This is a genomic window from Micromonospora taraxaci, assembly GCF_007830095.1.
GTDB classification, from domain to species: domain Bacteria; phylum Actinomycetota; class Actinomycetes; order Mycobacteriales; family Micromonosporaceae; genus Micromonospora; species Micromonospora taraxaci.
Window position 1 is genome coordinate 98583 of the sequence record NZ_VIWZ01000001.1, and the last position, 23112, is coordinate 121694.

Genomic DNA, 23112 nt, shown 5'->3' on the forward strand with positions numbered 1-23112 from the left:
GCCGCGGACGCACCGGCCGGGTGCAGTTCAAGCAGTGATCGACATTGCCCGCGCTCACGGCGGCCCGACAGGCGGGGCAAGTGGCCTCAGCAGGGCAGATACGGCGTAGCGGGAGGCTGAATCGTTACATTGAGTAACCTCGATCAAATCCTTGATAACGCTCGGCCCGGGCCCTACTGTACATCGACGTAAGTCGATTGAGGTGTCGGTGGGGACCTCCCGCCGTCGCCCATCCGCACCCGGCGACCCCGGGTCCGCCCCGTCCAAGGAGTCCACCCGATGCGCATCCGCCCCCTGCTCGCCGCCGTCAGCATCGCGTTGGTCGGCGCCCTCGGTGCCACCTCCGGCGCGTCCGCCGCCCCGCCCGGCCCGCAACCCATCATCGGTGGCACCACCGTCTCGTCGGCGCCCTGGGCCGCCGCGGTGCTCAGCAACGGCTCGTTCACCTGCTCCGGCAGCGTCATCGCCTCGCAGTGGGTGCTCACCGCCCGGCACTGCATCAACGGCACCATGTCCGTTCGGATCGGCAGCGTGAACCGCACCTCCGGCGGGGTCACCCGCACGATCAGCGCCACCTACACCCGCAGCGACCTGGCGCTCATGCGACTCTCCAGCGCCGTCACCACCTCGACGGTGACCCTGGCCAACAGCAACCCGCCGATCAACTCGACGAACTCGATCTACGGGTGGGGCATGACCTGCTACAGCGGCTGCTCGGCGTCGACCCAGCTGAAGACCGCCACCGTACGGGTGACCAGCAACAGCGTCACCGACGCGTACGGCGGGCAGGCGATCCGCAGCACCGAGATCAGCGGCAACGCCTGGCGGGGCGACTCCGGCGGCCCGCAGTTCTACAACGGCCAGCAGGTCGGCGTCGCCTCCACGGCCGACGGCTACAGCATCCAGAACTACGGCAGTGTTGCGTACAACCGGGCCTGGATCACCTCGGTGGCCGGTGTCTGACGGTTACCACCCGGAGCGTCGCGGATGGTCGGCCCCGTGCCGGCCGTCCGCGCCGCGCCGTTTTGCAGCATCCGATCAGGTGAACAATGCGCCCGATCGGGTCGGGCCCCTCCTGACAGCATCGGAAACGTGCTGGTCGTGACGACGGAGCAACTGCCCGGCTACGAGATCCGCCAGATTCTCGGTGAGGTGGTGTCATCGATGGCCAGGACGCGCAACCCGTACCGCGAGGGGGTCAAGAACCTGCGCGGTGGCGCGTACGACCCGATGGCCCCGGACAACCTGACCCGGTGGCGCACCGACTCGGTGTCCCGGCTCGGCGAGGAAGCCCTGCGCCTCGGCGCGAACGCCGTGATCGGCATGCGGTTCGACAGCCGGGACTGCGGTGAGATGTGGATGGAGATCTGCGCGTACGGAACGGCGGTGATCGCCGTACCCGTCATGCCCGAGGTCATGCCGGCCGACCAGCCGGCCGTCGCCGCGGAGACCGCCACCGACCCGGCCTTCGCCGAGTCCCTCGGCGGCATCGCCGAACCGGCCAGCGCCCCCAACCTGAGAACAGCAGCAGAAACCCCGACCGGCGAATAGGTCCTCCACCCCCTGTTGATCAAGAGGTTTCGGTCACCAGGGAGATCGAACTTGACGCAAACCTCTTGATCACCGCGGAGGGGTGGGCGGGGTGGGGGTGGGGGGTCAGAGGATGGGGGGCGGGCTGTAGGTGGCGGCTTCGGGGTGGGTTTCCACCACCTTGGTGATCCGCTTGGTTACCGCTGCCACCTGGGCCTGGGCGGCACCCACGAAGGCGCTGCGGTCGGCGACCAGGGTGTCGATGTCGGCGCGGGACAGGCCGAGCCGCCCGTCGGCCGCCAACCTGTCGAACAGGTCGTTCTCCGGGGAGCCCTTCTCGCGCATCGCCAGGGCCACGGCGACCGCGTGCTCCTTGATCACCTCGTGGGCGACCTCCCGGCCCACGCCGCGCCGGACCGCCGCCACCAGGATCTTGGTGGTGGCCAGGAACGGCAGGAACCGCTCCAACTCCCGGTTGATCACCGCCGGGTACGCGCCGAACTCGTCGAGCACGGTGAGGAACGTCTGGAACAGCCCGTCGGCGGCGAAGAACGCGTCCGGCAGGGCCACCCGACGGACCACCGAGCAGGAGACGTCCCCCTCGTTCCACTGGTCGCCGGCCAGCTCGCCGACCATCGACAGGTAGCCCCGGATGATCACCGCGAAGCCGTTCACCCGCTCCGACGAGCGCGTGTTCATCTTGTGCGGCATCGCGCTGGAGCCCACCTGGCCCGGCTTGAAGCCCTCGGTCGCCAACTCCTGGCCGACCATCAACCGGATCGTGGTGGCCAACGACGACGGCGCCGCGGCGGTCTGCGCCAGCGCGGCCAGCACGTCGAAGTCGAGCGAGCGCGGGTACACCTGCCCGACGCTGTCCAGCACCCGGGAGAAGCCCAGGTGTTCGGCCACCCGCCGCTCCAGCTCGGCCACCTTGTCGGCGTCCCCGTCGAAGAGGTCCAGCTGGTCGGCGGCCGTGCCGACCGGGCCCTTGATCCCCCGCAACGGGTACCGCGCGATCAACTCCTCCAGCCGCTCGTACGCGATCAGCAGCTCCTCGGCCGCCGACGCGAAGCGCTTGCCCAGCGTGGTGGCCTGCGCCGCCACGTTGTGCGAACGGCCGGTCATGACCAGCTCGGAGTGCTCGTACGCCAGGAAGGCGAGGCGGGCCAGGGTGGCCACCACGCGGTCCCGGATCAGCTCCAGCGAGGCACGCACCTGGAGCTGCTCGACATTCTCGGTCAGATCCCGGGAGGTCATGCCCTTGTGCACGTGCTCGTGCCCGGCGAGCGCGCTGAACTCCTCAATCCGGGCCTTCACGTCGTGCCGGGTGACCCGCTCCCGCTCCGCGATCGAGGCGAGGTCCACCTGGTCGAGCACCCGCTCGTACGCCTCGACCACGCCGTCCGGCACCGCGACACCCAGGTCACGCTGGGCGCGGAGCACGGCGAGCCAGAGCCGCCGCTCCATCCGGACCTTCTCCTCCGGAGACCAGAGGGCGACCAGTTCGGGCGAGGCGTACCGGTTGGCGAGCACGTTCGGGATCGTCGTCACGTACCTCATTGTCCCGCACCCGCTGGTCGGTGCCTGGACCGGGCCGGAACCCCGAGGCGGTCAGGAGCGGGTGAGCTCGTAGACGGTCACCGCGCCGGCGACCAGCCGAACCTGAGCCAGCCGGGCCAGCTCCGGCGACACCGCTCCCGCCCTGGCGTCGGCGAACAACCATCGGACTCCGTGCCGCGTACGGAGGCGGTCCAGGTCGGCGACGGTCGGCGCGGTGAACACACCGTCGTTGAGCGCGAGCAACTCCTGATCGGGAAAGTTCTGCCGGGCGTACCCCAGGTTGTCGACGCCGTGGGCGGCCACCACCGCGTCGGTGTAGCCCCAACTCTCGACCACTGTGCGGTGCCCGCCCAGCCCGGTCACCCAGAAAGCCCGGGCGTCGCAGTGCGGGGTGGTCCGCACCGGCCGGCAGTGGACGTTGGTGGCGACCACGTCGTCGTCGCCGGCGTGTTCGTCCAGCCACAGCGCCGCGCGCATCTCGTCGACGGTCAGCGCGTACGGCTGCGGTCCGGTGGCCGGCGGCCCCGGCTCGGTCAGCACCGAGCGAACCGTCCCGCCCAGCACGACGGCGGCGCTGGCACCGAGCAGCGCCGCGGTGACCCCGGCCAGGGCGATCGTCACCGTTCGCCGACGACCTGCTCCCGAAGCTGCCGGTGCCGAAACGCGACGCCGCCACAGGGCCGCCACTGCGATGGCGAGCGCGGCGGCAACCGCCACGAACAGCACGTACCGTGCGGCCGAGAGACCCAGGACCCGCAACCACCCCTCGATCGTCGAGGTGGTGGGGGTGCCGGGCCGGCTGATCCTGGGCACGGCGAAACCCACCACCGTGCCGGCGGTGGCGAGCCCCGCCAACGCGCCGGCCACGGCGGGCACCACCAGCACCGGCCAGGGCGCCCGAGCCGCAGCGAGAGACCAGGTGGTCAGCACGACGCCGATCGGGATGACGCCCATCCAGAAGTAGATCTGACTGATCGACGGGTGCTGGAACACCCAGGTGGTGGCGGCCCCGGCAAGGACCGTGCCGGCGAGCAGCCAGACAGCCGGATCGGCCCGGTGCCCACGCTCGCGGAGCAGGCCCATGCCCACCCACCGTGGCGACTGACCCAGCACCCACCAGCCGACCACCGCGAACGCCAGCAGCCATCCGAGGACACCACCGTCGTTGATGCCCGGTGGCAGCGGTGCGCTCGGCCAGATCCCGTCACCCGGCCCGAGCGTCTCGGCGTACGGGGCGACGAAGTGCAGCAACGCCAACGCCTGCACGCGCAGGGTGGAGGCCCCGCCACCGGCGAACAGCCGGAAACCGAGCGCCATCGCCGCCACCAGGCAGGCCAACGCCACCAGGGCGGGTCGTGGGATCTGCCGCTTGCGCCACCAGAACACCACGGCGGTGAGACCCAGGCCGGCGATCAGCGGTGGCAACGCGCTGGACTTCGCCCCCGCACAGACCAGCCCGAGCGCCGGGACCAGCGGCCAGGCCGGGCCGAGGGAACGCCCCCGGGCCGCGTCGACAACGAGCCCGGCCAGCAGCAACAACGGCACCAGCACGTACGTCTGGGAGGGGCTGGCGTAGGAGAGCGGCATCTCGCCGGACACACCCACGGGCGAGCCGAGCGTGACCGCCGCACCGGTGAAAGCGGTGAGGGCGGCCACCGGGCCAGCCCAGACCCCTCCACTCAAGTCGCGGGCCAGCCCGGCCGCGAGCACCACCGCCACGCCGACCACCGGTACCAGCCACAGCCGCAGCAGCACCGTCGTCGGCGCGATGCCAGTGATCATGCTGCCGCTGGCGATGTGGGCGTCGGAGAGGTAGTGGTACCGCAACGCCTCCCCCGCGACGTGCGGCAACTCGAATGGCATCGCCCGCGTCAACTCCTGCACCAGACCCAGGTGGTAGAGCACGTCCTGGTAGTAGCCGCCGGATACCGGAGGCAGCGGAACCATCCGCCACTGGACGTACCCCCAGGCCAGCACCACCAGCAGGGCCGCACCCATGCTCCAGTGCCAGCCGACCGGCAGCGGACGGCGCTCGCCGACCCGCCAGTGTCGGCGCAGCCCGGGCACGGCGGCGAACGCGACGAGTACGGGTAGCGGCCACCACCGCAGCAGGGTCTGTTGACCGGTCGCCGCTGCCAACGCCCAGGCGACGATCTCCAACAGCAGGCCGGTGGCCGCGCCGAAGCCGACATCCTCCGGAAGGTTGCCCCGGCTTCCGCGCAGCGCGCGGTGTACCAGGGTTCCGGGGAGCGCCAGCGCGAGGACCCAGTACGCGGAGAACCGGGCGAGGTCCGGCACCGGCACGCTGCCGCGTGACCACACCACGAGCAGTGCGCCGATCACGAGCACCCACGGGAGCGTGCTGAGAATCGGCACGAGAGCATTCCGGCGCGAGGCCGAGGCTGGGGCCTGCGTGTCGACCCGCTCGGCCAGCAGGGCGTCAGCCACGGAGTCGGACAACGTCGTCACCGACACGACCACGTGCACCCGCCTCCGGAACCCCGTCCTGGGAGTCGAACCCGATGTGGAAGGCGGGCCGGTTCTGCACTGTGGCGTAGATCCGGCCGACGTACTCGCCCAGCAGGCCGAGACAGACCAACTGCACCCCACTGAGCAGCAGCACCGCGACGAACATCGAGGTCCAGCCGGGGATGGTGGCACCGGAGACGTGGACGACCATGCCGAACACGATCAGGGCCAGGCAGAGCAGGAAGCTCGACATCCCCATCCAGGTGGCCAGGCGCAGAGGCGCGGCCGAGAAGTTCGCCGTGCTCTCCCAGGCCAGCGCGACCATCCGGCGCAGCGGATACTTCGTCTCCCCGGCGGCACGGACCTCGCGGTCGTAGCGCACCTCGGCGCTGGGGAAGCCGAGCGACGGCACCAGCAGCCGGTAGACCGGGGCACGCTCGGGCAGTTCGCGCAGAACCTCGATCACGTCCCGGCTGAGCAACCGGAAGTCACCAGCCTGCGCGGGCAGGTCGGCACCGACGAGCCGACGCATCACCCAGTAGTAACCCCGGGCGGTGTTGCGCTTGAAGACCGTGTCGGTGCTGCGGTCGGCGCGCACGCCGTAGACGACGTCCACCCCGTCCTCGCGGGCCACCCGAAGCATCTCGGCGATGGTCTCCGGCGGATCCTGAAGATCGGCGTCCAGGCTGACCACCCAGTTTCCAACGGCCCGGTGCAGGCCAGCGGTCAACGCCGCCTGGTGACCGCTGTTGCGCCGCAGTCGGAGCACCCGGAGCTGGGGCCAGTCCCGGCCGTGATCGAAGAGCACCGACACGGTGTCGTCCCGGCTACCGTCGTCGACGGCGACCACCTCGTAGTCGACGCCGAGCGCGTCGAGCACCGGTCGCAGCCGGGCGACGAGGGCCGGGATGACCGCGGTCTCGTTGAACATCGGGATGACCACCGAGAGGGTGATCGTCCGTGGAACGACAGACTCCATGGTGATACGGCCCCGTTCCGCACGCAGGAGTGATCAGCGCCGCGTCGAGGACGCGGCAGCGATCACCGTTGCGCGGTGAACTCTCCGCCAGCGGACCGACTACTGAACAGGCCGTTAACGTCTGGTGCCAGGTGACTCGGTAAGCGACGTTCCGCTCACCGCTCCAGGATCGCTGTCACGCCCTGACCACCGGCCGCGCAGATGGAGATCAGCCCGCGTCCGCTGCCCTTCTCGGCCAGCAGCTTGGCCAGGGTCGCCACGATCCGCCCGCCGGTGGCGGCGAAGGGGTGCCCGGCGGCCAGCGAGGAGCCGTTCACGTTGAGCCGGTCGGTGTCGATCGCGCCGAGCGGTGCGTCCAGGCCGAGCCGGTCCTTGCAGAACTCCGGCGACTCCCAGGCGGCCAGTGTGGCCAGCACCTGCGAGGCGAACGCCTCGTGGATCTCGTAGTAGTCGAAATCCTGCAACGTCAGCCCGGCCCGGGCCAGCATCCGGGGCACCGCGTAAGCGGGGGCCATCAGCAGCCCTTCGTCGCCGTGCACGAAGTCCACCGCCGCCGTCTCCGACCAGCTGAACCAGGCCAGCACGGGCAGGTTGTGCGCTGCGGCCCACTCCTCGCTGGCCAGCAGCACGGCGGATGCGCCGTCGGTGAGCGGTGACGAGTTGCCAGCGGTCATGGTGGCCTGCTCGGCGTCCGGGCCACGGGTGCCGAAGACCGGCTTGAGCGAGCCGAGCTTCTCCACGCTGGTGTCCGGGCGCAGGTTCTGGTCGCGGGTCAGCCCCAGGTACGGCGTCATGAGGTCGTCGAAGAAGCCCCTGTCGTACGCGGCGGCGAGCCGCTGGTGCGAGCGCAGCGCCAACTCGTCCTGGGACCGCCTGTCGATCTGCCAGTGCAGCGCGGTGCGGGCGGCGTGGTCACCCATGGACAGGCCGGTACGTGGTTCGGCGTTGCGCGGGAGGTCGGGCTTGAACGGCTGGAGCGGGCGCAGCCGGGCGGCGACCTTCAACCGCTCGCCCAGGGTGCGGGCGCTGTTGAGCTTGAGCAGCGTGCGTCGCATCTCCTCGTTGACCGCGAGCGGCGCGTCGGAGGTGGTGTCGACACCCCCGGCGATACCCACGTCGAGTTGACCGAGAGCGATCTTGTTGGCGACGAGGATCGCCGCTTCCAGGCCGGTGCCGCAGGCCTGCTGGAGGTCGTACGCGGGGGTGTGCGGGTCGAGCCGGGAGCCGAGGACCACCTCGCGGGTGAGGTTGAAGTCGCGGGAGTGCTTGAGCACCGCCCCGGCCACGACCTCGCCGACCCGCTGCCCGGCCAGCCCGTAGCGGGCGATCAGCCCGTCCAGCGCGGCGCCGAGCAGGTCGGCGTTGGACGCGTCCGCGTAGCGGGAGTTGGAACGGGCGAAGGGGATGCGGTTGCCCCCGATGACCGCGACCCTCCGGATGCTCTGCACGATCCGCCTCCTCGCAAAGTGTTGCTCGAACCCTACTCGCCAGTAGGCTACGCCCATGACCGACAGGTACGCGAGCTTCGTCCAATCGGCCGCCGGTCGCACGGTGGTCAAGCGCTTCGGGCTTCCCGATCCGCCTCGACTGCGCCGGCACCACCTCGGCGACCCGCTGCTGCCTGGTCCGGCAGTGCTCGGCGCGGCCACCGGCGGTCGGCTCGCCGAGCCGGTCGGCACGATCCTGACGGCCGCCGGGGTCGAGCTGCGCGATGCCGCCGGCGCCGGACCCCAGGACCGCTTCGGAGCCCTGGTGTACGACGCCAGCGGCATCACCGACTCCACACAGCTCCGCCAGCTCTACGACTTCTTCCACCCGCACGCCCGGGCCGTGCTGCCCAGTGGCCGGGTGATCGTGCTGGGCACCCCGCCGCAGGAGTGCCCGACGCCCCGCGAGGCGACCGCCCAGCGCGCCCTGGAAGGGCTGGTCCGCAGCATCGGCAAGGAGTTCGGTCGGGGCACCACCGCCCAACTCGTCTACGTGACCCGGGCCGGGGACGGCGTCCTCACCAGCCTCGAGTCGACGCTCCGCTTCCTTCTCTCCGGGCGGTCCGCGTACGTCTCGGGTCAGGTGATCCGGGTCGGTGCCGGCGAGGCGACCGTCCCGGCCGACTGGGAGCGCCCATTGGACGGGCAGGTGGTGCTGGTCACCGGCGCCGCCCGGGGGATCGGCGCGGCGCTGGCCACGGTGCTCGCCCGCGACGGCGCACGGGTGGTCGCCCTGGACATCCCCGCCGCCGGGGACGCGCTGGCGGCGGTGGCGAACGACATCGGTGGCACCGCCGTGCAGCTCGACCTGACCGCACCGGACGCGCCGACCCGGCTCGCCGACCACCTGGCCAGCCGGCACGGCCGGGTCGACGTGGTGGTGCACAACGCCGGCATCACCCGGGACAAGACGCTCGGCCGGATGGACGCCGACCGGTGGGACCAGGTCCTCGACGTCAACCTCTCCAGCCAGGAACGGATCAACGACGTGCTGCTGGAGCGCGGGCTGATTCCGACCGGCGGGCGGATCGTGTCGGTCTCCTCGATCGCCGGGATCGCCGGAAACCGGGGTCAGACCAACTACGCCACCAGCAAGGCCGGAGTGATCGGGCTGGTCGACTCGCTCGCGCCGACCCTGCGGGAGCGGGGCATCAGCGTCAACGCGGTGGCCCCCGGCTTCATCGAGACCCGGCTGACCGCGCGCATCCCGCTGGTGGTCCGTGAGGCGGGCCGGCGGATGAACAGCCTGGCCCAGGGCGGCCTGCCGGTGGACGTGGCCGAGACGATCGGCTGGTTGGCCTGGCCGGCCAGCGGTGCGGTCAGCGGAAACGTGGTCCGGGTCTGCGGCCAGAGCCTGCTGGGGGCGTGATGCGGGGCAAGAAAGAGCCGGACGACGACCTCTCCCTGCACGAGCTGATCGACGGCCCGACCGAGACGCTGACCGCGGAGACCCTGGCCGCGGCTCTCGAACCGGCGTCGGGCAGCCGCACCCGGATCGGCCTGCCCCGGATGCCGGCGGTCGGGGCGCTGAACCGCCGGGCGTTGCTCGGCGCGCTACCGGGACTCGGCGGCGGGCGGCGCGGGAGCGGCCTGCCGACGGTCGAGCTGGCCGTCGGCGGGGTGACAGTCGACCGGGCACGCCTGGCCGACTACGACCGGGTCTGTGGGTTCCGGCTCAGCGATCGACTGCCGGGGACCTTTCCGCACGTCATGGGCTTCCCGCTGGCGCTGCGGCTGATGACCCTGCCGGCGTTCCCGATCCCCCTCACCGGCCTGGTGCACGTCGGCAACCGGATCGCCGTGCACCGCCCGATCACCGCCGACGAGACTGTCGACTTCATCGCGTACGCCGAGAACCTGCGCCCGCACGACCGGGGACGGCAGGTGGACGTGGTGCTGGTCGGCTCGGTCGACGGCGAGAAGGTCTGGGAGGGTGTCTCGACGTACCTGGGCCGGGAACGCAAGCCCGGCGGAGGCGACCGGGGTGGACGGCCCGACGCGCCGACCGGCACGGCCCGCTGGCGGGTGGAACCTCGCGTGGGCACGGAGTACGCGCGGGTGTCCGGAGACCACAACCCGATCCACACCTCCCGGCTCGGTGCGCGGCTGCTCGGCTTCCACCGACCGATAGCGCACGGTATGTGGAGCAAGGCGCGCTGCCTGGCCGCGTTGGAGAACCGGCTGCCGGACTCCTACGCCGTCGAGGTCGCCTTCAAGCTGCCGGTCCCGCTGCCGAGCACTGTGAGCTTCGCTCTGCTGCCCGACGGCGGGTTCGCCCTGCACGACTCGCGCGGCCGACCGCACCTGGCGGGTCTCGTGCGCTGACGAGCACCCCTTGGCAAGACGCGCTCGCATGCGCTAAGTTGTTCTCACATAGAGATGTTCTCACAGTGAGAGAGACGCCGTGAACGAGCAGGAGTTCCTGGACGCGTACGACCCCCGGGCCTATCCGGCGGTCGCGGTGACCGTCGACGTGGTCGCATTCACCATCCGCGACGACGCGCTGCACCTGCTGCTGATCCGGCGCGGTCAGGCACCCTTCGAGGGCCACTGGGCGCTGCCCGGCGGCTTCGTCCACCCCGACGAGGACCTGACCGCCGGCGCCCGACGCGAGCTGGCCGAGGAGACCGGGCTCGGCGGCGACGGGCTGCGCCGCGTACACCTGGAGCAGTTGGGCAGCTACGGCGCTCCCGACCGCGACCCGCGGATGCGCATCGTCTCGATCGCCCACCTCGCGTTCGCCCCCGACCTGCCGGACCCGGCCCCCGGCACCGACGCCGACGAGGCGATCTGGCTCCCGGTGACCGCGCTGAGCAGCCGGCAGCTCGCCTTCGACCACGGCCGGATCATCGACGACGCGCTGGAGCGGGCCCGGTCCAAGCTGGAGTACACCCCGCTCGCCACCCGCTTCCTCCCCGCCGAGTTCACCATCAGCGAGCTGCGCGCCGTCTACGAAACGGTCTGGGGTCACCCGCTGCACGCCGGCAACTTCCACCGCAAGGTGCTGTCCGTGCCCGGCTTCGTGGAGAGCACCGGTGCCAACACCGAGCGCGGCGGCAGTCGAGGCGGCCCCCGCGCCCGGCTCTACCGGGCCGGCGACGCCCGCCTGCTGCACCCGGCGCTGCTGCGCCCGGCCCGTGAGGAGACGGTGCGATGAGGACGGCGGAGGCCATCGGCCTGGTCGCGGCGGCCCGCACCGACGCCGACCTGTTCGGCGCGGACCAGCCGGCCCGGCGTTACCGCGAGCTGGTCGCGGCCCTGCACCCCGACCACCTGCCGGCCGACCCGGCGGTACGCGCCGAAGCCACCGAGGCGTTCATCCACGTCACCACCAGGTGGCGGGCCCGGCAGGTGACAGTCCTCGGCGACTACCGGCTCGGCGCGCTGGCCCACTCCGGCGACCTGGCCGACCTCTACGACGTGGGCGACGACCGACTGCTCAAACTGCCCCGGCGGCCCACCGACAACGACCTGATGACCCGCGAGGCACACGCCCTGCGCACCATCGCCGAGCGCGGCGACCCCCGCTACCTGCCGTACGTGCCCCGGCTGGTGGACGAGTTCCGGCACCGCGACGCCGCGACCGGCGCGGAACGTCGGATCAACGTGCTGGCCACCGCACCGGGCCTGCACGACCTCGACGAGGTACGGCGCGCGTACCCCGACGGGTTGGACGCCCGGGACGTCGCCTGGATGTGGCGGCGGCTGCTGGTGGCGCTCGGCCTGGCCCACCGGGCCGGCGTGGTGCACGGCGCGGTACTGCCGCGACACGTGCTGATCGAGCCGGACGCCCACGGAGTCGTGCTCATCGACTGGTGCTTCTCGGCCCCCGTCGGCGGCACCATCCCGGCGGTCGTGCCCGGCCACGGCTGGGACCCGGAGGAGGTCGTCAGGAAGCAGCCCTGCGGCCCGGGCACCGACATCGCCATGGCCAGCCACTGCATGAGCTGGCTGATGGGGCCGCGCGCACCCCGTGAGCTGCACACCTTCGCCCAGGGTTGCCGACAACGGTCCCTGGACGCCCGGCCCGACGACGCCTGGCGCCTGCTCCGCGAACTCGACCAGGTGCTGGACCGGCTCTACGGGCCCCGCACCTTCCGACCCTTCACCCTCACCCCCTAAGGAGCTGTCATGGGCAGTGGAATCTGGTCCACCGACGTGTACGACGCCGCCGACCGCTACCGCCGGTCCACCGGCAAGAGCGCCTTCTCCTACAGCGACAGCGGGGCGCGCACCGTGCACCCCGCGCTCGACCCCCGCGACGCGACCCGCGAGAGCCGCGACTCCGACGAGCACCCCCGCTCGACGCCCGTCGCGGTGCTCTTCGACGTGACCGGCTCGATGCGCAACGTGCCGCGCGTCCTGCAGACCAAGCTGCCGCAGCTGCTCGGGCTGCTGCAACGGCAGGGCTACGCCAGCGACCCGCAGATCATGTTCGGCGCGATCGGCGACGCCACCTGCGACCGGGTGCCGTTGCAGGTCGGGCAGTTCGAGTCGGACAACCGGATGGACGACGACCTCGGCCGGATCGTCCTCGAAGGCGGTGGCGGCGGTCAGATGTCCGAGTCGTACGAGCTGGCCATGTACTTCATGGCCCGGCACACCAGCACCGACAGCTGGGACAAGCGCGGCCGGCGCGGTTACCTGTTCATCATCGGCGACGAACTGGCGTACCCCCAGGTGAAGGCCCGGGAGGTGGCCCGCCTGATGGGCGACGACCTGGGCGAGGACGTGCCGCTGCGGCAGATCGTGGACGAGGTGACCCGCCGCTGGGACACCTACTACCTGCTCCCCGCCGGCAGCCACTACGCCGGCAACGCCACGGTGCTGGACTTCTGGCGGGACCTGCTCGGGCAGAACGCCGTCGTGCTCGACGACCTGGACGCGGTGTGCGAGACCATCGCGCTCACCATCGGCCTCGGTGAACAGGCCATCGACCTGGACGAGGGCCTGCGCGACCTGGACCGCAGCGGCTCCGGCGCAACCGGCACCGTGTCGAAGGCGCTGGCCCGGCTCGGCCGGGGACGGCGGGCCGAGGTGTCGACGCTGCCGGCCTTCCGCGACACCTCCGGCGGGGTGACCCGGCTGTGAAGCACGTGGCGGTGGTCGACCTCGGCTTCGGCGACGCCGGCAAGGGCACGGTCGTGGACTGGCTCTGCGCCACCCGCCCCGTGCACACGGTGGTCCGCTTCAACGGGGGCGCGCAGGCGGCACACAACGTCGTGCTGCGCGACGGGCGGCACCACACGTTCGCGCAGTTCGGCGCCGGCACGTTCCACAGCGGGGTCGGTACGCACCTGTCGCGGCACGTGGTGGTGGACCCGCTGGCCCTGGCCGCCGAGGCCGACCATCTCGCCACTGTCGGGGTGACCGACGCGCTCGACCGACTGACAGTCGACGGGGAGGCGCTGCTCGCCACCCCGTACCACCGGGCCGCCAACCGGGCCCGGGAGATCGCCCGCGGAGCCGACCGGCACGGCTCCTGCGGGCTGGGGGTGGGCGAGGCCGTCGCGTACGGTCTCGCCCACCCGGACGACGCGCCCCGGGTCGCCGACTGCCACAGCCCAGCGCTGCTGCGCCGCCGGCTGACCGTCCTGCGGGACCGATTGACCGCCGAACTCGGCCCACTGGACGCGCCGCCGGTCGAGGACTGCCTGCCCGCGTACACCGGGTTCGCCGGGCGGGTCACGATCGTCGACCGGAGCTGGCTCGCCGGTGCGCTGCGCTCCGGGACCTGCGTCTTCGAGGGCGCGCAGGGGGTGCTGCTGGACGAGTGGCACGGCTTCCACCCGTACACGACGTGGAGCACCACCACGTTCGCCAACGCCGACAGCCTGCTCGCCGAGGCGGGCCTGCCCGGCGACGTGACCCGGGTCGGGGTGCTGCGGGTGGTCACCACCCGGCACGGGGCGGGCCCGCTGGTGACCGAGGACCCGAACCTGCCACTGGCCGATCCGCACAACCCGACCAACCCGTGGCAGGGCCGGTTCCGGTTCGGCCACTTCGACGCTGTCGCCCACCGGTACGCCCTCGCGGCGGCCGGCGGCGTCGACGGCCTGGCCCTGACCCACCTCGACCTGACCGGCCCCGACCTGCGGATCTGCCGCCGCTACGACACCACCGACCGGCTCACCCCGGGCCCGCCCGGTGACCTGGACCGGCAGGCCGCGCTCACCGCCCGCCTGCTGCGCTCCCGCCCGCTCTACGACGACCCGCCGACGGACTGGACGGAGGCGGTCAGCGCGGAGCTGGGCACACCCGTGGTGCTGACCTCGCACGGCCCCACCGCCGACGACAAGACCGCGCACGGTCCGCTGCTCACCCCACCGGCGCTGATCGGCGCCGGCTGAGGCGTCTTCTGCCGACTCGGCCACCGGGCGGCTCGTACCCCGCGAGCATGGGGGCATGGACGCCCTGCTCGACCTCCTCCGTGGGACGGTCACATCGCCGTGGGTGTACCTGGTGATCTTCGGGCTCACCGCGATCGACGCGTTCTTCCCGGCGGTGCCGGGTGAGGCGGCGGTGATCACCGCTGGGGTGCTGTCCGCCAGCGGAGGGCACCCCAGCCTGACCCTGGTGATCGTCAGCGCTGCCGTCGGCGCGCTGGTCGGCGACCACATCTCCTACGCGATCGGTCGGGGCGGCGGCGCGCACCGGCTGGCCCGTCTACCGGATGGCAGCCGACGGCGGGCCAGCTCCGACTGGGCCCGCCGGGCCGTGGACCGGCGCGGCGGCATCATCCTCACGACCAGCCGGTACGTGCCGGGTGGTCGAACGGCGGTCACCCTCACCATGGGCGCGGTGCGCTATCCCCGCCGGGCATTCCTGCTGTACGACAGCATCGCGGCGGTCACCTGGGCGCTGTACTGCGGGCTGCTCGGTTACTTCGGCGGGCTGGCCTTCGAGCGCGATCCCGTGAAGGGCGTACTGGTCGGAGTGGGGATCTCGCTGGTCATCACGTTCGGCCTGGAGGGGATCCGCTGGCTGCGCCGCCGGGCCCACCGCCACGCGGCCTCCCGCCGCTGATCGCCTCCCGCTGCCGTCACCCGGGCGCGTCACAGCAGGTCGGCGTCGTGCACCAGGATCGCCAACTGCACCCGGTTGCCCGCGTGCAGTTTCGCCAGCGCCCGGCTGACGTGCGCCTTCACGGTGGCCTCGCTCATCGTCAACCGCCGGGCGATCTCCGCGTTGCCGTGCCCGCGCGCCACCTCTCGAACGATCTCCAACTCCCGCGTGGTGAGCGGTGCGAGCCGCTGGCGAGCCGCGTCCCGCCGGCCCGGGCCACGATCGGCGAACGAACTGATCAGCCGCCGGGTCACGGTCGGGGCGAGCATCGCGTGCCCGGCCGCCACCGTCCGAACGGCGGCGGCCAACTCGCGGGGCGGGGTGTCCTTGAGCAGGAACCCGACAGCGCCGGCCCGCAGCGCCCGGTGCACGTACTCGTCGAGGTCGAAGGTGGTCAACATGATCACCTTCGCGCCGGTGGCGACCACTTCCGGCGCGACGGTCAGCCCGTCGACGCCCGGCATCCGCACGTCGAGCAGTACCACGTCGGGGCGTAACCGGTGGGTCTGCTCCAGCGCGCCGGCACCGTCCGCCGCCTCGCCGACCACTGTGACGTCCTCGGACGCCTCAAGGATCAGCCGCAGCCCGGCGCGTACGAGTTGCTCGTCGTCGACCACCAGCACCCGGATCACGCCGCGCCCTCCAGCGGGATCAGGGCCCGGACCAGGAAACCGCCGTCCACTGGCGTCGCCTCCAGCCGACCGCCGAGCAGCTCCACCCGCTCGCGCAGCCCGAGCAACCCCTGCCCCGCACCGGGCAGCGCCGACCCGCTCTCGGACGGGCCGTTGCGGACCAGCACCTCCAGCCCGTCGGGCAGGTATCGGAGGCGAACGACCGTCTCGGCGTCCGCCGCGTGCTTGCGCACGTTCGTCAACGCCTCGCGGACCACCCGGTACGCGGTGCGCCCCAACGTCGCCGGTAGTGCGGCCGGCTCGCCCTCGTCCTGCCGGGAAACCCGGAGACCTGCGGTACGGGACTCCCCGATCAGCTCGTCCAGCGCGTCGAGCCCTCGCTCCGGCACCACTGCCGCCTCGGCCTGTCGCAGCACACCCAGCACCTCGCGCAGGTCGGTGAGCGCCTGCCGGCCGGTCGTCCGGATCAGCGCGGCGGCCTCGACGGTTGCCGGGTCCGCAGCGGTCACCTCCAGGGCACCGGCGTGCACCACCATCAACGAGACCCGGTGCGCCACCACGTCGTGCATCTCCCGGGCGATCCTGGTCCGCTCCTCGGCGCGGACCCGGTCGGCGTGGGCTTCCCGCTCGCGTTCCAACCGTTCGGCCCGGTCCCGCAGGGCGACGAGCGTGTCCCGGCGGGCCCGCACCCAGAGGCCGAGGACCAACGGAAGGCCGACCAGACAGGCGGCGAGCAGCAGCACATTGCCAGTGGTGGCGGTGGTGATCCGGCGTACGCCGCCCACCTGCACCCCGACCACTACCCCACCGGCGAGCACCACAGCGGCCCCGGCGAGGTAGGTGGCGAGCCGCCGGCTCCGCAGCCGCAGACCCGCCTGGTACGAGGCGACCACCCCGGCCGCCGCGGCGGCGAGCACCAACCAGCCCAGCGCCGCAGCCAGGAACACGGGCCAGCGGCGGGTCCGGATCGTGCTGGTGGCCCAACCCGAGAACACCGCGAGCACCAGCACCACCGCGCCCGGCAGCGGCGAGCGGACACCGATGTCACCGGTCGCGCTGGCCCAGACGGCGGCGGCGACCACGACAGCGAGCAGCAGCACCCCGTAGCGCTGGACGACCCGCCGAGGAGCGGTGCTGCTGGAGGCCACGCAGCGAGCGTAGGGCTCCACGAGCGAACCCGGCCGCCCCGCGCCGTCAGACCGGGGTGTGGTGGGGGAAGACCCCTATCTGACATCCGGGCCGGTCACTACCTAAGTAGTGCCGCCCACCTGACCACTGGCCGATGGCAGGCACCGCCGCACGCACCAGCATCAGCATCATGGATCTGCTGGACCTGCTGCACGACACGATGTCCTCGCCCTGGGTGTACCTGGCGATCTTCGCCATCGCGGTGCTCGACGGCTTCTTTCCGGTGGTGCCGAGCGAGACGGCGGTGATCACGGCCGGGGTGTTCGCCGCCTCGGGCGCGCCGTACCTGCCCGCGGTCATCGTGGTGGCCGCCGCCGGGGCACTCGTCGGCGACCACATCTCGTACGCCATCGGTCGGAGCGGTGGCGCACGACTGCTCGATCGGCTGCCGCCCGACGGCCGACGCCGGAGGGCCATCGACTGGGCCCGCCGAGGGATCGCGACGCGCGGTGGCCTGATCCTCACCGTGGCCCGCTACGTGCCGGGCGGTCGGACCGCTGTCACCCTCACCATGGGTGCGGTGCACTTTCCCCGGCGTCGGTTCCTGGCCTTCGACGCGCTCGCCGCCGGCTCGTGGGGGCTCTACTCGGCGCTGGTCGGCTACGTCGGCGGGCTGGCGTTCGAGCAGGACCCTCTCCGCGGTCTGCTGCTCGGTCTCGGCCTCGCCCTGACGGTGACGGTGGTCGTCGAGGTGGCCCGCTGGCTCGGCAACCGCCGTCGGTCAGCCCAGCCGACGGCGACGGCTGATCCGGTGGACCGGACGCCTGTGGGGTGATGTCAGTCGGCGGGCGGACACCAGGTGACGCCGTGCAGGAGTTGGGCCGCACCGAGCCAGGCCACGTTCATCATCCGGGTGGCCGTCTTCTCCGGGTCGGCTTCCGGGTGGTCCGCGAGCCAGTCGGCCAGCGACTCGGTCGCGCCGACCAGGGCGTACGCGACGACCTCCAGGTCGGTTGGCGCAATCTCGCGACCCTCGGCGCGGAGCGCGTGGTCGAGCATCCCGGCGACCACCTCGACCAACCGGGTGCGCATGGTGGCCAGCTCACCGGCGAACGGCTGCTCGCCCCGGGCCTGCCGGTAGAGCACCGCCCAGCCGTCGCGGTGTGCGCCGACGAAGCCGAAGAATGCCCGCAGCCCGCGCCAGAGCCGCTCGTCGGCCGGCAGGTCGGGGGCCGCGGCGCCGGCGATGGCCTGCATCATCCGGGTGCCCTCCCGGTGCAGGCAGGCGACGAAGAGTTCTTCCTTGGTGCCGAGGTACGCGTACACCATGGGCTTGGAGATGCCGGCGTCCTCCGCGATCTCGTCCATGCTGGCGGCGTGGAAGCCACGCCGGGAGAAGACCTTCACGGCCGCGTCGAGCATCTGCTGCTCGCGGACGGCGCGTGGGAGGCGCTTGAAGGCGGGAACGGTGGACACCTTGCGAGCATACCTACTCGTGCGTAGGGTTACGCGCGAGTAGCCAAATCTTCCGGAAGGCGCACCTGATGACTGACTTCGACCCGGCCACCTTCGCCAATGTCGGCCCCAAGGAGTTCGCCCAGCTGGTCAAGTCCACCCCGGACGACAAGATCGCCCAGGTGATGTCCGGTGACATGCGCGGCAAGATCCTCGGTGAGGTGTTCAACCGGATGCCGTCGTTGTTCCGCGCGGACCGGGCCGGCTCCACCAACGCGGTCATCCACTGGGTCATCACCGGTCGCCCGGACGGCGGCAGCGACACCTACGAGGTGGCTATCGCCGACGGCAAGTGCGTGGTGAACGAGACCCCGCAGCACGACCCGAAGCTGAGCCTGACCATGGGCCCGGTCGAATTCCTGAAGATCGTCTCCGGTGGCGCGAACCCGGTGATGATGTTCATGACCGGCAAGCTGAAGGCGAAGGGCGACCTCGGCCTCGCCGCCAACATCGCCAACCTGTTCGACATCCCCAAGGCCTGACATGGCTGAGTTCTCGCTCGACCTGAACGAGGAACAGCGGGATCTACGCGACTGGGTGCACGGCTTCGCCGCCGAGGTCGTGCGCCCGGCCGCGGCCGAGTGGGACGAACGCGAGGACACCCCGTGGCCGGTGATCCAGGAAGCCGCCAAGGTCGGCCTCTACGGCTTCGAGTTCCTCGCCACCTGCTGGGCCGACCCGACCGGGCTCTCCCTGCCGATCGCCAGCGAGGAACTCTTCTGGGGTGACGCCGGCATCGGCCTCTCCATCTTCGGCACCTCACTCGCCGTCGCCGCCATCTACGGCGCCGGCACCCCGGACCAGATGGTCGAGTGGGTGCCGCAGTGCTTCGGCGACGCCGACTCACCGGCCGTCGCGGCGTTCTGCACCACGGAGCCGGAAGCCGGCTCCGACGTCGGCGCGATGCGCACCCGCGCCGTCTACGACGAGGCCACCGACGAGTGGGTGCTGACCGGCCAGAAGGCGTACGCCACCAACGGCGGAATCGCCGGCGTGCACGTGGTCACCGCCTCGGTCGACCCCACGCTCGGCTCCCGGGGCCAGGCGGCGTTCGTCGTACCGCCCGGCACCCCCGGCCTGGCCGCCACCCGCAAGCTGCGCAAACTCGGCCTCCGCGCGTCGCACACCGCCGACGTCTTCCTCGACGGGGTACGCGTGCCCGGCCGCTGCCTGCTCGGCGGCAAGGACGCCCTCGACGAGCGGTTGGCCCGCGCCCGCTCCGGGCAACGGGCCACCGGACAGGCCGCCATGCGGACCTTCGAACTGTCCCGACCCACTGTGGGCGCGCAGGCACTCGGCGTGGCGCGAGCCGCCTACGAGTACTCCCTGGACTACGCGAAGGACCGCGTCCAGTTCGGGCGGCCCATCATCGAGCACCAGGCTGTGGCGTTCGCCCTGGCCGACATGCGGATGGAGATCGACGCGGCGCGGCTGCTGGTCTGGCGGGCCTCGTGGATGGGGCGCAACAACCGCCCGTTCACCGCTGGCGAGGGCTCGATGTCCAAGCTCAAGGCCGGCGAGGTGGCGGTGTCGGTCACCGAGAAGGCGGTGCAGTTGCTCGGCGGGGCCGGCTTCCTGCGCGACCACCCGGTCGAACGCTGGTACCGGGACGCCAAGATCTACACCATCTTCGAGGGCACCTCCGAGATCCAACGACTGGTCATCTCCCGGGCGATCTCCGGGATGCAGATCCGCTGAAACCGACGCGGGCTTCCCGCCGAGCGCCCCACCAACCGTGCTGTCTTCGTCACCCCGTGCCGCCGCCGACTGGGCCCTCAGCCACGCCCAGTGCATGATCAAGGAGAGAAGCCCTGATGGACGGGGAGCCGCACCGCCCGTCCGCGTACCACCCCTAGGAGGTCTGCGGCATGGACCTGCCGTTCGTCGTCGCCACGCTGACCCGTCGCGGACTGCTCACCCCGGGCAGCCCGATCCGGGTCGCCTCGCAGCTCAACGCCCTGCGTACCTGGGGATGGAGCCTGGCGGGCGAGTTGCGTCAGGCGGCTGCCCGGGACCCCGGCCGAACTGCGGTCATCGACGAGAACGGCGTCGAGCTGACCTACCACGACCTGCTCGACCGGGCCGAACGGATGGCCCGGTCGATGCGGGCCGGCCTCGGCGTGCAGACGGGCGACCGGATCGGCGTGCTCTGCCGCAACCACCACGGACTGATCGAGACGATCGTTGCCGCCACCCTGCTCGGCGTCGACGCGGTGCTGGTCAACACCGGGCTCAGCGCCGCCCAACTGGGCACCGTCGCCGAGGAGCAGCGACTGCGGCTGTTGGTGCACGACGACGAGTTCGCCGACCGGGTCCTCGGCCTTCCCGCCGAGCTGCACCGGCTCGACGAACGCGCCCGCGAGGAGCTGGTCGCCGGGGCACTGCCCGGTGACCTGCACCCGCCGGAGCGCGACGGCCGGATCATCGTGCTCACCTCCGGCACCACCGGCACGCCCAAGGGCGCCCGCCGGCCCACACCGAGCGGCTTCGGCCCGCTGGTGTCCATCATCGACCGGATCCCCCTGCACGCCCGGGACCGGGTGATGATCGCCGCACCGATCTTCCACACCTGGGGATTCGCCGCCCTCCAGGTGTGCCTGGCCCTGCGGGCCACCATCGTGCTGCACCGCCGCTTCGATCCCGCCGCCACGCTCGCCGCCCTGACGGCGAACCGGTGCGACGCGTTGTTCGCCGTACCCGTGATGGTGCAGCGGCTGATGGAGGTGCCCCCGCCGGACCCACGCCCCTCGCTCACTGTCGTCGCGGTCAGCGGCTCGGCCCTGCCCGGCGGGCTCGCTCCGAAGTTCATGGACGCCTACGGCGACGTCCTCTACAACCTGTACGGATCCACCGAGGTCTCCTGGGCGTCCATCGCCGGCCCGCAGGACCTGCGCCAGGCACCAACCACCGCCGGGCGTCCCCCGCACGGCACCCGGCTGGAACTGCTCGACGACGACGGCCGACCCGTGCCGGACGGACGGGTCGGACGGATCTTCGTCGGCAACGAGATGCTCTTCGAGGGCTACACCTCCGGTGCCAGCCGGGAAACCCGCGACGGCCTGCTCGACACCGGCGACCTCGGCCGGCTCAACGCCGACGGGCTGCTCTTCGTCGACGGCCGGGCCGACGACATGATCGTCTCCGGTGGGGAGAACGTCTTCCCCTCCGAGGTGGAGGATCTGCTCGCCCAACTGCCGCAGGTCCGCGAGGTGGCCGTGATCGGCGTGCCCGACCCCGAGTACGGCCAGCGCCTGTCCGCGTTCCTCGCCCTCCATCCCGGCGAGACGCTCGACCCCGAGGCGGTACGCGAGTACGTCCGGCACTACCTGGCACGCTTCTCGGTGCCCCGGGACGTGATCTACGTCAAATACCTGCCCCGCAACGCCACCGGCAAGGTGCTCGCCCGCGAACTACGCCGCTACTACGGCTGAACCGTCCCACCGGGGATGGTGATCCGCCCCTCGATCGCGGCTGCGGCGATGTCGGTGCGGTGCTGCGAACCGGGCAGGTCCACCCCGTCCACCAGCGCGTACGCGGCGTCCCGGGCGGCGGCCAGGTCGGCGCCGGTGGCCGTACCGCAGAGGACCCGGCCGCCCGCGGAGACCAGGGCACCGTCGTCGGCCCGGCGGGCGGTGCCGGCGTGGATGATGCCCGGCCGGTCCGCGCCGGTGATGACATCGCCGGTACGCGGCGCGGCCGGGTAGCCCTCGGAGGCGAGCACCACTGTCACGGCGCTGCCGTCGCGCCACCGCAGCGGCGGGTGCTCGGCCAGCGTGCCGGTGGCAGCGGCGTGCAGCAGCCCGGCCAGCGGGGTCTCCAGCAGCGCCAGCACCACCTGGGTCTCCGGGTCGCCGAAGCGCGCGTTGAACTCGATCACCCGAGGGCCGGCCGCGGTGATCGCGAGCCCGACGTAGAGCAGGCCGGCGAACGGCGTGCCCCGGCGGCGCATCTCCGCCAGCGTCGGGTGGACCACGTCGCGCATCACGTCGTCGACCAGGCCGGACGGCGTCCAGGCCAGCGGCGCGTACGCCCCCATGCCGCCGGTGTTCGGCCCGGTGTCGCCGTCGCCCAGCCGCTTGAAGTCCTGAGCCGGCAGCAGCGGCAACGCCGCCTCACCGTCGGTGACCACGAAGAGGCTGACCTCCGGGCCGTCGAGGAACTCCTCGACAACGACCCGTCCACACTCGCGGGCATGCGCCAGCGCTGCCGACCGGTCGTCGGTCACCACGACGCCCTTACCGGCGGCGAGCCCGTCGTCCTTCACCACGTACGGGGCACCGAACTCGTCCAGCGCCCGCGCGGTGCTCTCGTCGTCCGTGCAGACGTACGCCCGGGCGGTCGGTACGCCGGCGGCGGTCATCACGTCCTTGGCGAACGCCTTCGAGCCCTCCAGTTGGGCGGCCGCACCGGACGGGCCGAACACGGGGATGCCCTTGGCACGTACCGCGTCGGCGGCCCCGGCGACCAGCGGCGCCTCCGGCCCGATCACCACCAGGTCAGCCGCGGTCTCCACGGCCAACGCCGCCACCGCGGCAGGATCTGTCGGAGTCACCGTCCGCAGCTCAGCGAGAGAAGCGATCCCCGGATTACCCGGCGCGGCAATCAGCGCCGAAACGCCCGAATCCGCCACCAGCCCGAGCGCAAGCGCATGCTCCCGCCCGCCACCACCCACCAAAAGAACGCGCACGCCCGGCATCCTACTGCCCCCGTGGCGCCCGCCCGCCGACCGTCGCCCCCGGCCGACTGC

21 protein-coding genes are annotated in these 23112 nt (G+C 72.1%); 13 read left to right on the forward strand and 8 right to left on the reverse strand.

Annotated features, from left to right (window positions below):
- Positions 1–279: 279 nt before the first annotated feature.
- Together FHU34_RS00520 and FHU34_RS00525 are read left to right on the forward strand one after the other, a co-directional pair.
- The gene (locus FHU34_RS00520) at positions 280–963 is read left to right on the forward strand and encodes a S1 family peptidase (RefSeq protein ID WP_145778177.1); all 684 of its coding nucleotides are present in this window, start codon (positions 280–282) and stop codon (positions 961–963) included.
- A 24-nt stretch (positions 964–987) separates the two neighbouring features.
- Complete coding sequence (locus tag FHU34_RS00525; RefSeq protein WP_145778178.1) at positions 988–1551, forward strand: YbjQ family protein; 564 nt, start codon at positions 988–990, stop codon at positions 1549–1551.
- 105 nt (positions 1552–1656) lie between these two features.
- Here FHU34_RS00525 and purB read toward each other — a convergent pair whose 3' ends face one another.
- The 4 genes from purB to FHU34_RS00545 all read right to left on the reverse strand — a co-directional run bounded on the left by purB (position 1657) and on the right by FHU34_RS00545 (position 7986).
- Positions 1657–3081 carry an adenylosuccinate lyase gene (gene purB, locus FHU34_RS00530; RefSeq protein WP_145778179.1) on the reverse strand — a complete coding sequence of 475 codons (1425 nt, stop codon included), beginning with the start codon at positions 3079–3081 and terminating at the stop codon, positions 1657–1659.
- 60 nt (positions 3082–3141) lie between these two features.
- The gene (locus FHU34_RS00535) at positions 3142–5466 is read right to left on the reverse strand and encodes a hypothetical protein (RefSeq protein ID WP_145778180.1); all 2325 of its coding nucleotides are present in this window, start codon (positions 5464–5466) and stop codon (positions 3142–3144) included.
- 64 nt (positions 5467–5530) lie between these two features.
- Positions 5531–6538 carry a glycosyltransferase family 2 protein gene (locus FHU34_RS00540; RefSeq protein ID WP_145778181.1) on the reverse strand — a complete coding sequence of 336 codons (1008 nt, stop codon included), beginning with the start codon at positions 6536–6538 and terminating at the stop codon, positions 5531–5533.
- A gap of 155 nt (positions 6539–6693) precedes the next feature.
- Positions 6694–7986, reverse strand: a complete 1293-nt coding sequence (locus FHU34_RS00545; RefSeq protein WP_145778182.1) for an acetyl-CoA C-acetyltransferase — start codon at positions 7984–7986, stop codon at positions 6694–6696.
- Positions 7987–8041: 55 nt separating this feature from the next.
- Here FHU34_RS00545 and FHU34_RS00550 point away from each other — a divergent pair, with 55 nt between their 5' ends.
- The 7 genes from FHU34_RS00550 (at position 8042) to FHU34_RS00580 (ending at position 15051) form a co-directional block, all read left to right on the forward strand.
- A complete protein-coding gene (locus FHU34_RS00550) occupies positions 8042–9394 on the forward strand; it encodes a 3-oxoacyl-ACP reductase (protein ID WP_145778183.1) in 1353 nt (450 codons plus the stop codon).
- Positions 9395–9534: 140 nt separating this feature from the next.
- A complete protein-coding gene (locus FHU34_RS00555; RefSeq protein ID WP_244311877.1) occupies positions 9535–10350 on the forward strand; it encodes a MaoC/PaaZ C-terminal domain-containing protein in 816 nt (271 codons plus the stop codon).
- Between the two features lie 79 nt (positions 10351–10429).
- Entirely contained in the window at positions 10430–11182 is a 753-nt protein-coding gene (locus tag FHU34_RS00560; RefSeq protein ID WP_145778185.1) for an NUDIX hydrolase, read from the forward strand.
- Positions 11179–12147: a BUD32 family EKC/KEOPS complex subunit gene (locus tag FHU34_RS00565; protein ID WP_145778186.1), complete on the forward strand. Its 969-nt coding sequence runs from the start codon at positions 11179–11181 to the stop codon at positions 12145–12147. The genes FHU34_RS00560 and FHU34_RS00565 overlap by 4 nt, the downstream gene beginning before the upstream one ends.
- 9 nt (positions 12148–12156) lie before the next feature.
- On the forward strand, positions 12157–13116 hold the full coding sequence (locus FHU34_RS00570) for a hypothetical protein (protein WP_145778187.1): 960 nt from the start codon (positions 12157–12159) through the stop codon (positions 13114–13116).
- Complete coding sequence (locus FHU34_RS00575; protein ID WP_145778188.1) at positions 13113–14375, forward strand: adenylosuccinate synthetase; 1263 nt, start codon at positions 13113–13115, stop codon at positions 14373–14375. Before FHU34_RS00570 ends, FHU34_RS00575 begins: the two co-directional genes overlap by 4 nt.
- A 55-nt stretch (positions 14376–14430) precedes the next feature.
- On the forward strand, positions 14431–15051 hold the full coding sequence (locus FHU34_RS00580; protein WP_145778189.1) for a DedA family protein: 621 nt from the start codon (positions 14431–14433) through the stop codon (positions 15049–15051).
- 29 nt (positions 15052–15080) lie between these two features.
- Here the strand turns inward: FHU34_RS00580 and FHU34_RS00585 are convergent, their stop codons facing one another.
- The gene (locus tag FHU34_RS00585) at positions 15081–15722 is read right to left on the reverse strand and encodes a response regulator (RefSeq protein WP_145778190.1); all 642 of its coding nucleotides are present in this window, start codon (positions 15720–15722) and stop codon (positions 15081–15083) included.
- Positions 15719–16870 carry a sensor histidine kinase gene (locus tag FHU34_RS00590; RefSeq protein WP_208744892.1) on the reverse strand — a complete coding sequence of 384 codons (1152 nt, stop codon included), beginning with the start codon at positions 16868–16870 and terminating at the stop codon, positions 15719–15721. The genes FHU34_RS00585 and FHU34_RS00590 overlap by 4 nt, the downstream gene beginning before the upstream one ends.
- A gap of 167 nt (positions 16871–17037) precedes the next feature.
- Between FHU34_RS00590 and FHU34_RS00595 the strand changes: the two genes are divergently transcribed.
- Positions 17038–17685 (forward strand): DedA family protein, encoded by a 648-nt coding sequence (locus FHU34_RS00595; RefSeq protein ID WP_145785382.1) that lies wholly within the window; start codon positions 17038–17040, stop codon positions 17683–17685.
- Between the two features lie 2 nt (positions 17686–17687).
- Here the strand turns inward: FHU34_RS00595 and FHU34_RS00600 are convergent, their stop codons facing one another.
- Positions 17688–18326 (reverse strand): TetR/AcrR family transcriptional regulator, encoded by a 639-nt coding sequence (locus tag FHU34_RS00600; protein ID WP_145778191.1) that lies wholly within the window; start codon positions 18324–18326, stop codon positions 17688–17690.
- Positions 18327–18394: 68 nt separating this feature from the next.
- Between FHU34_RS00600 and FHU34_RS00605 the strand changes: the two genes are divergently transcribed.
- The 3 genes from FHU34_RS00605 (at position 18395) to FHU34_RS00615 (ending at position 21796) form a co-directional block, all read left to right on the forward strand.
- Positions 18395–18847 (forward strand): SCP2 sterol-binding domain-containing protein, encoded by a 453-nt coding sequence (locus FHU34_RS00605; protein ID WP_145778192.1) that lies wholly within the window; start codon positions 18395–18397, stop codon positions 18845–18847.
- A 1-nt stretch (position 18848) separates the two neighbouring features.
- Positions 18849–20063 carry an acyl-CoA dehydrogenase family protein gene (locus FHU34_RS00610; protein ID WP_145778193.1) on the forward strand — a complete coding sequence of 405 codons (1215 nt, stop codon included), beginning with the start codon at positions 18849–18851 and terminating at the stop codon, positions 20061–20063.
- A gap of 170 nt (positions 20064–20233) precedes the next feature.
- The gene (locus FHU34_RS00615) at positions 20234–21796 is read left to right on the forward strand and encodes an AMP-binding protein (RefSeq protein WP_145778194.1); all 1563 of its coding nucleotides are present in this window, start codon (positions 20234–20236) and stop codon (positions 21794–21796) included.
- On the opposite strand, the gene purD is transcribed toward FHU34_RS00615, so the two are convergent.
- Positions 21787–23052: a phosphoribosylamine--glycine ligase gene (purD, locus tag FHU34_RS00620; protein ID WP_145778195.1), complete on the reverse strand. Its 1266-nt coding sequence runs from the start codon at positions 23050–23052 to the stop codon at positions 21787–21789. The two genes, FHU34_RS00615 and purD, sit on opposite strands and share 10 nt — an antisense overlap.
- Positions 23053–23112 lie beyond the last annotated feature (60 nt).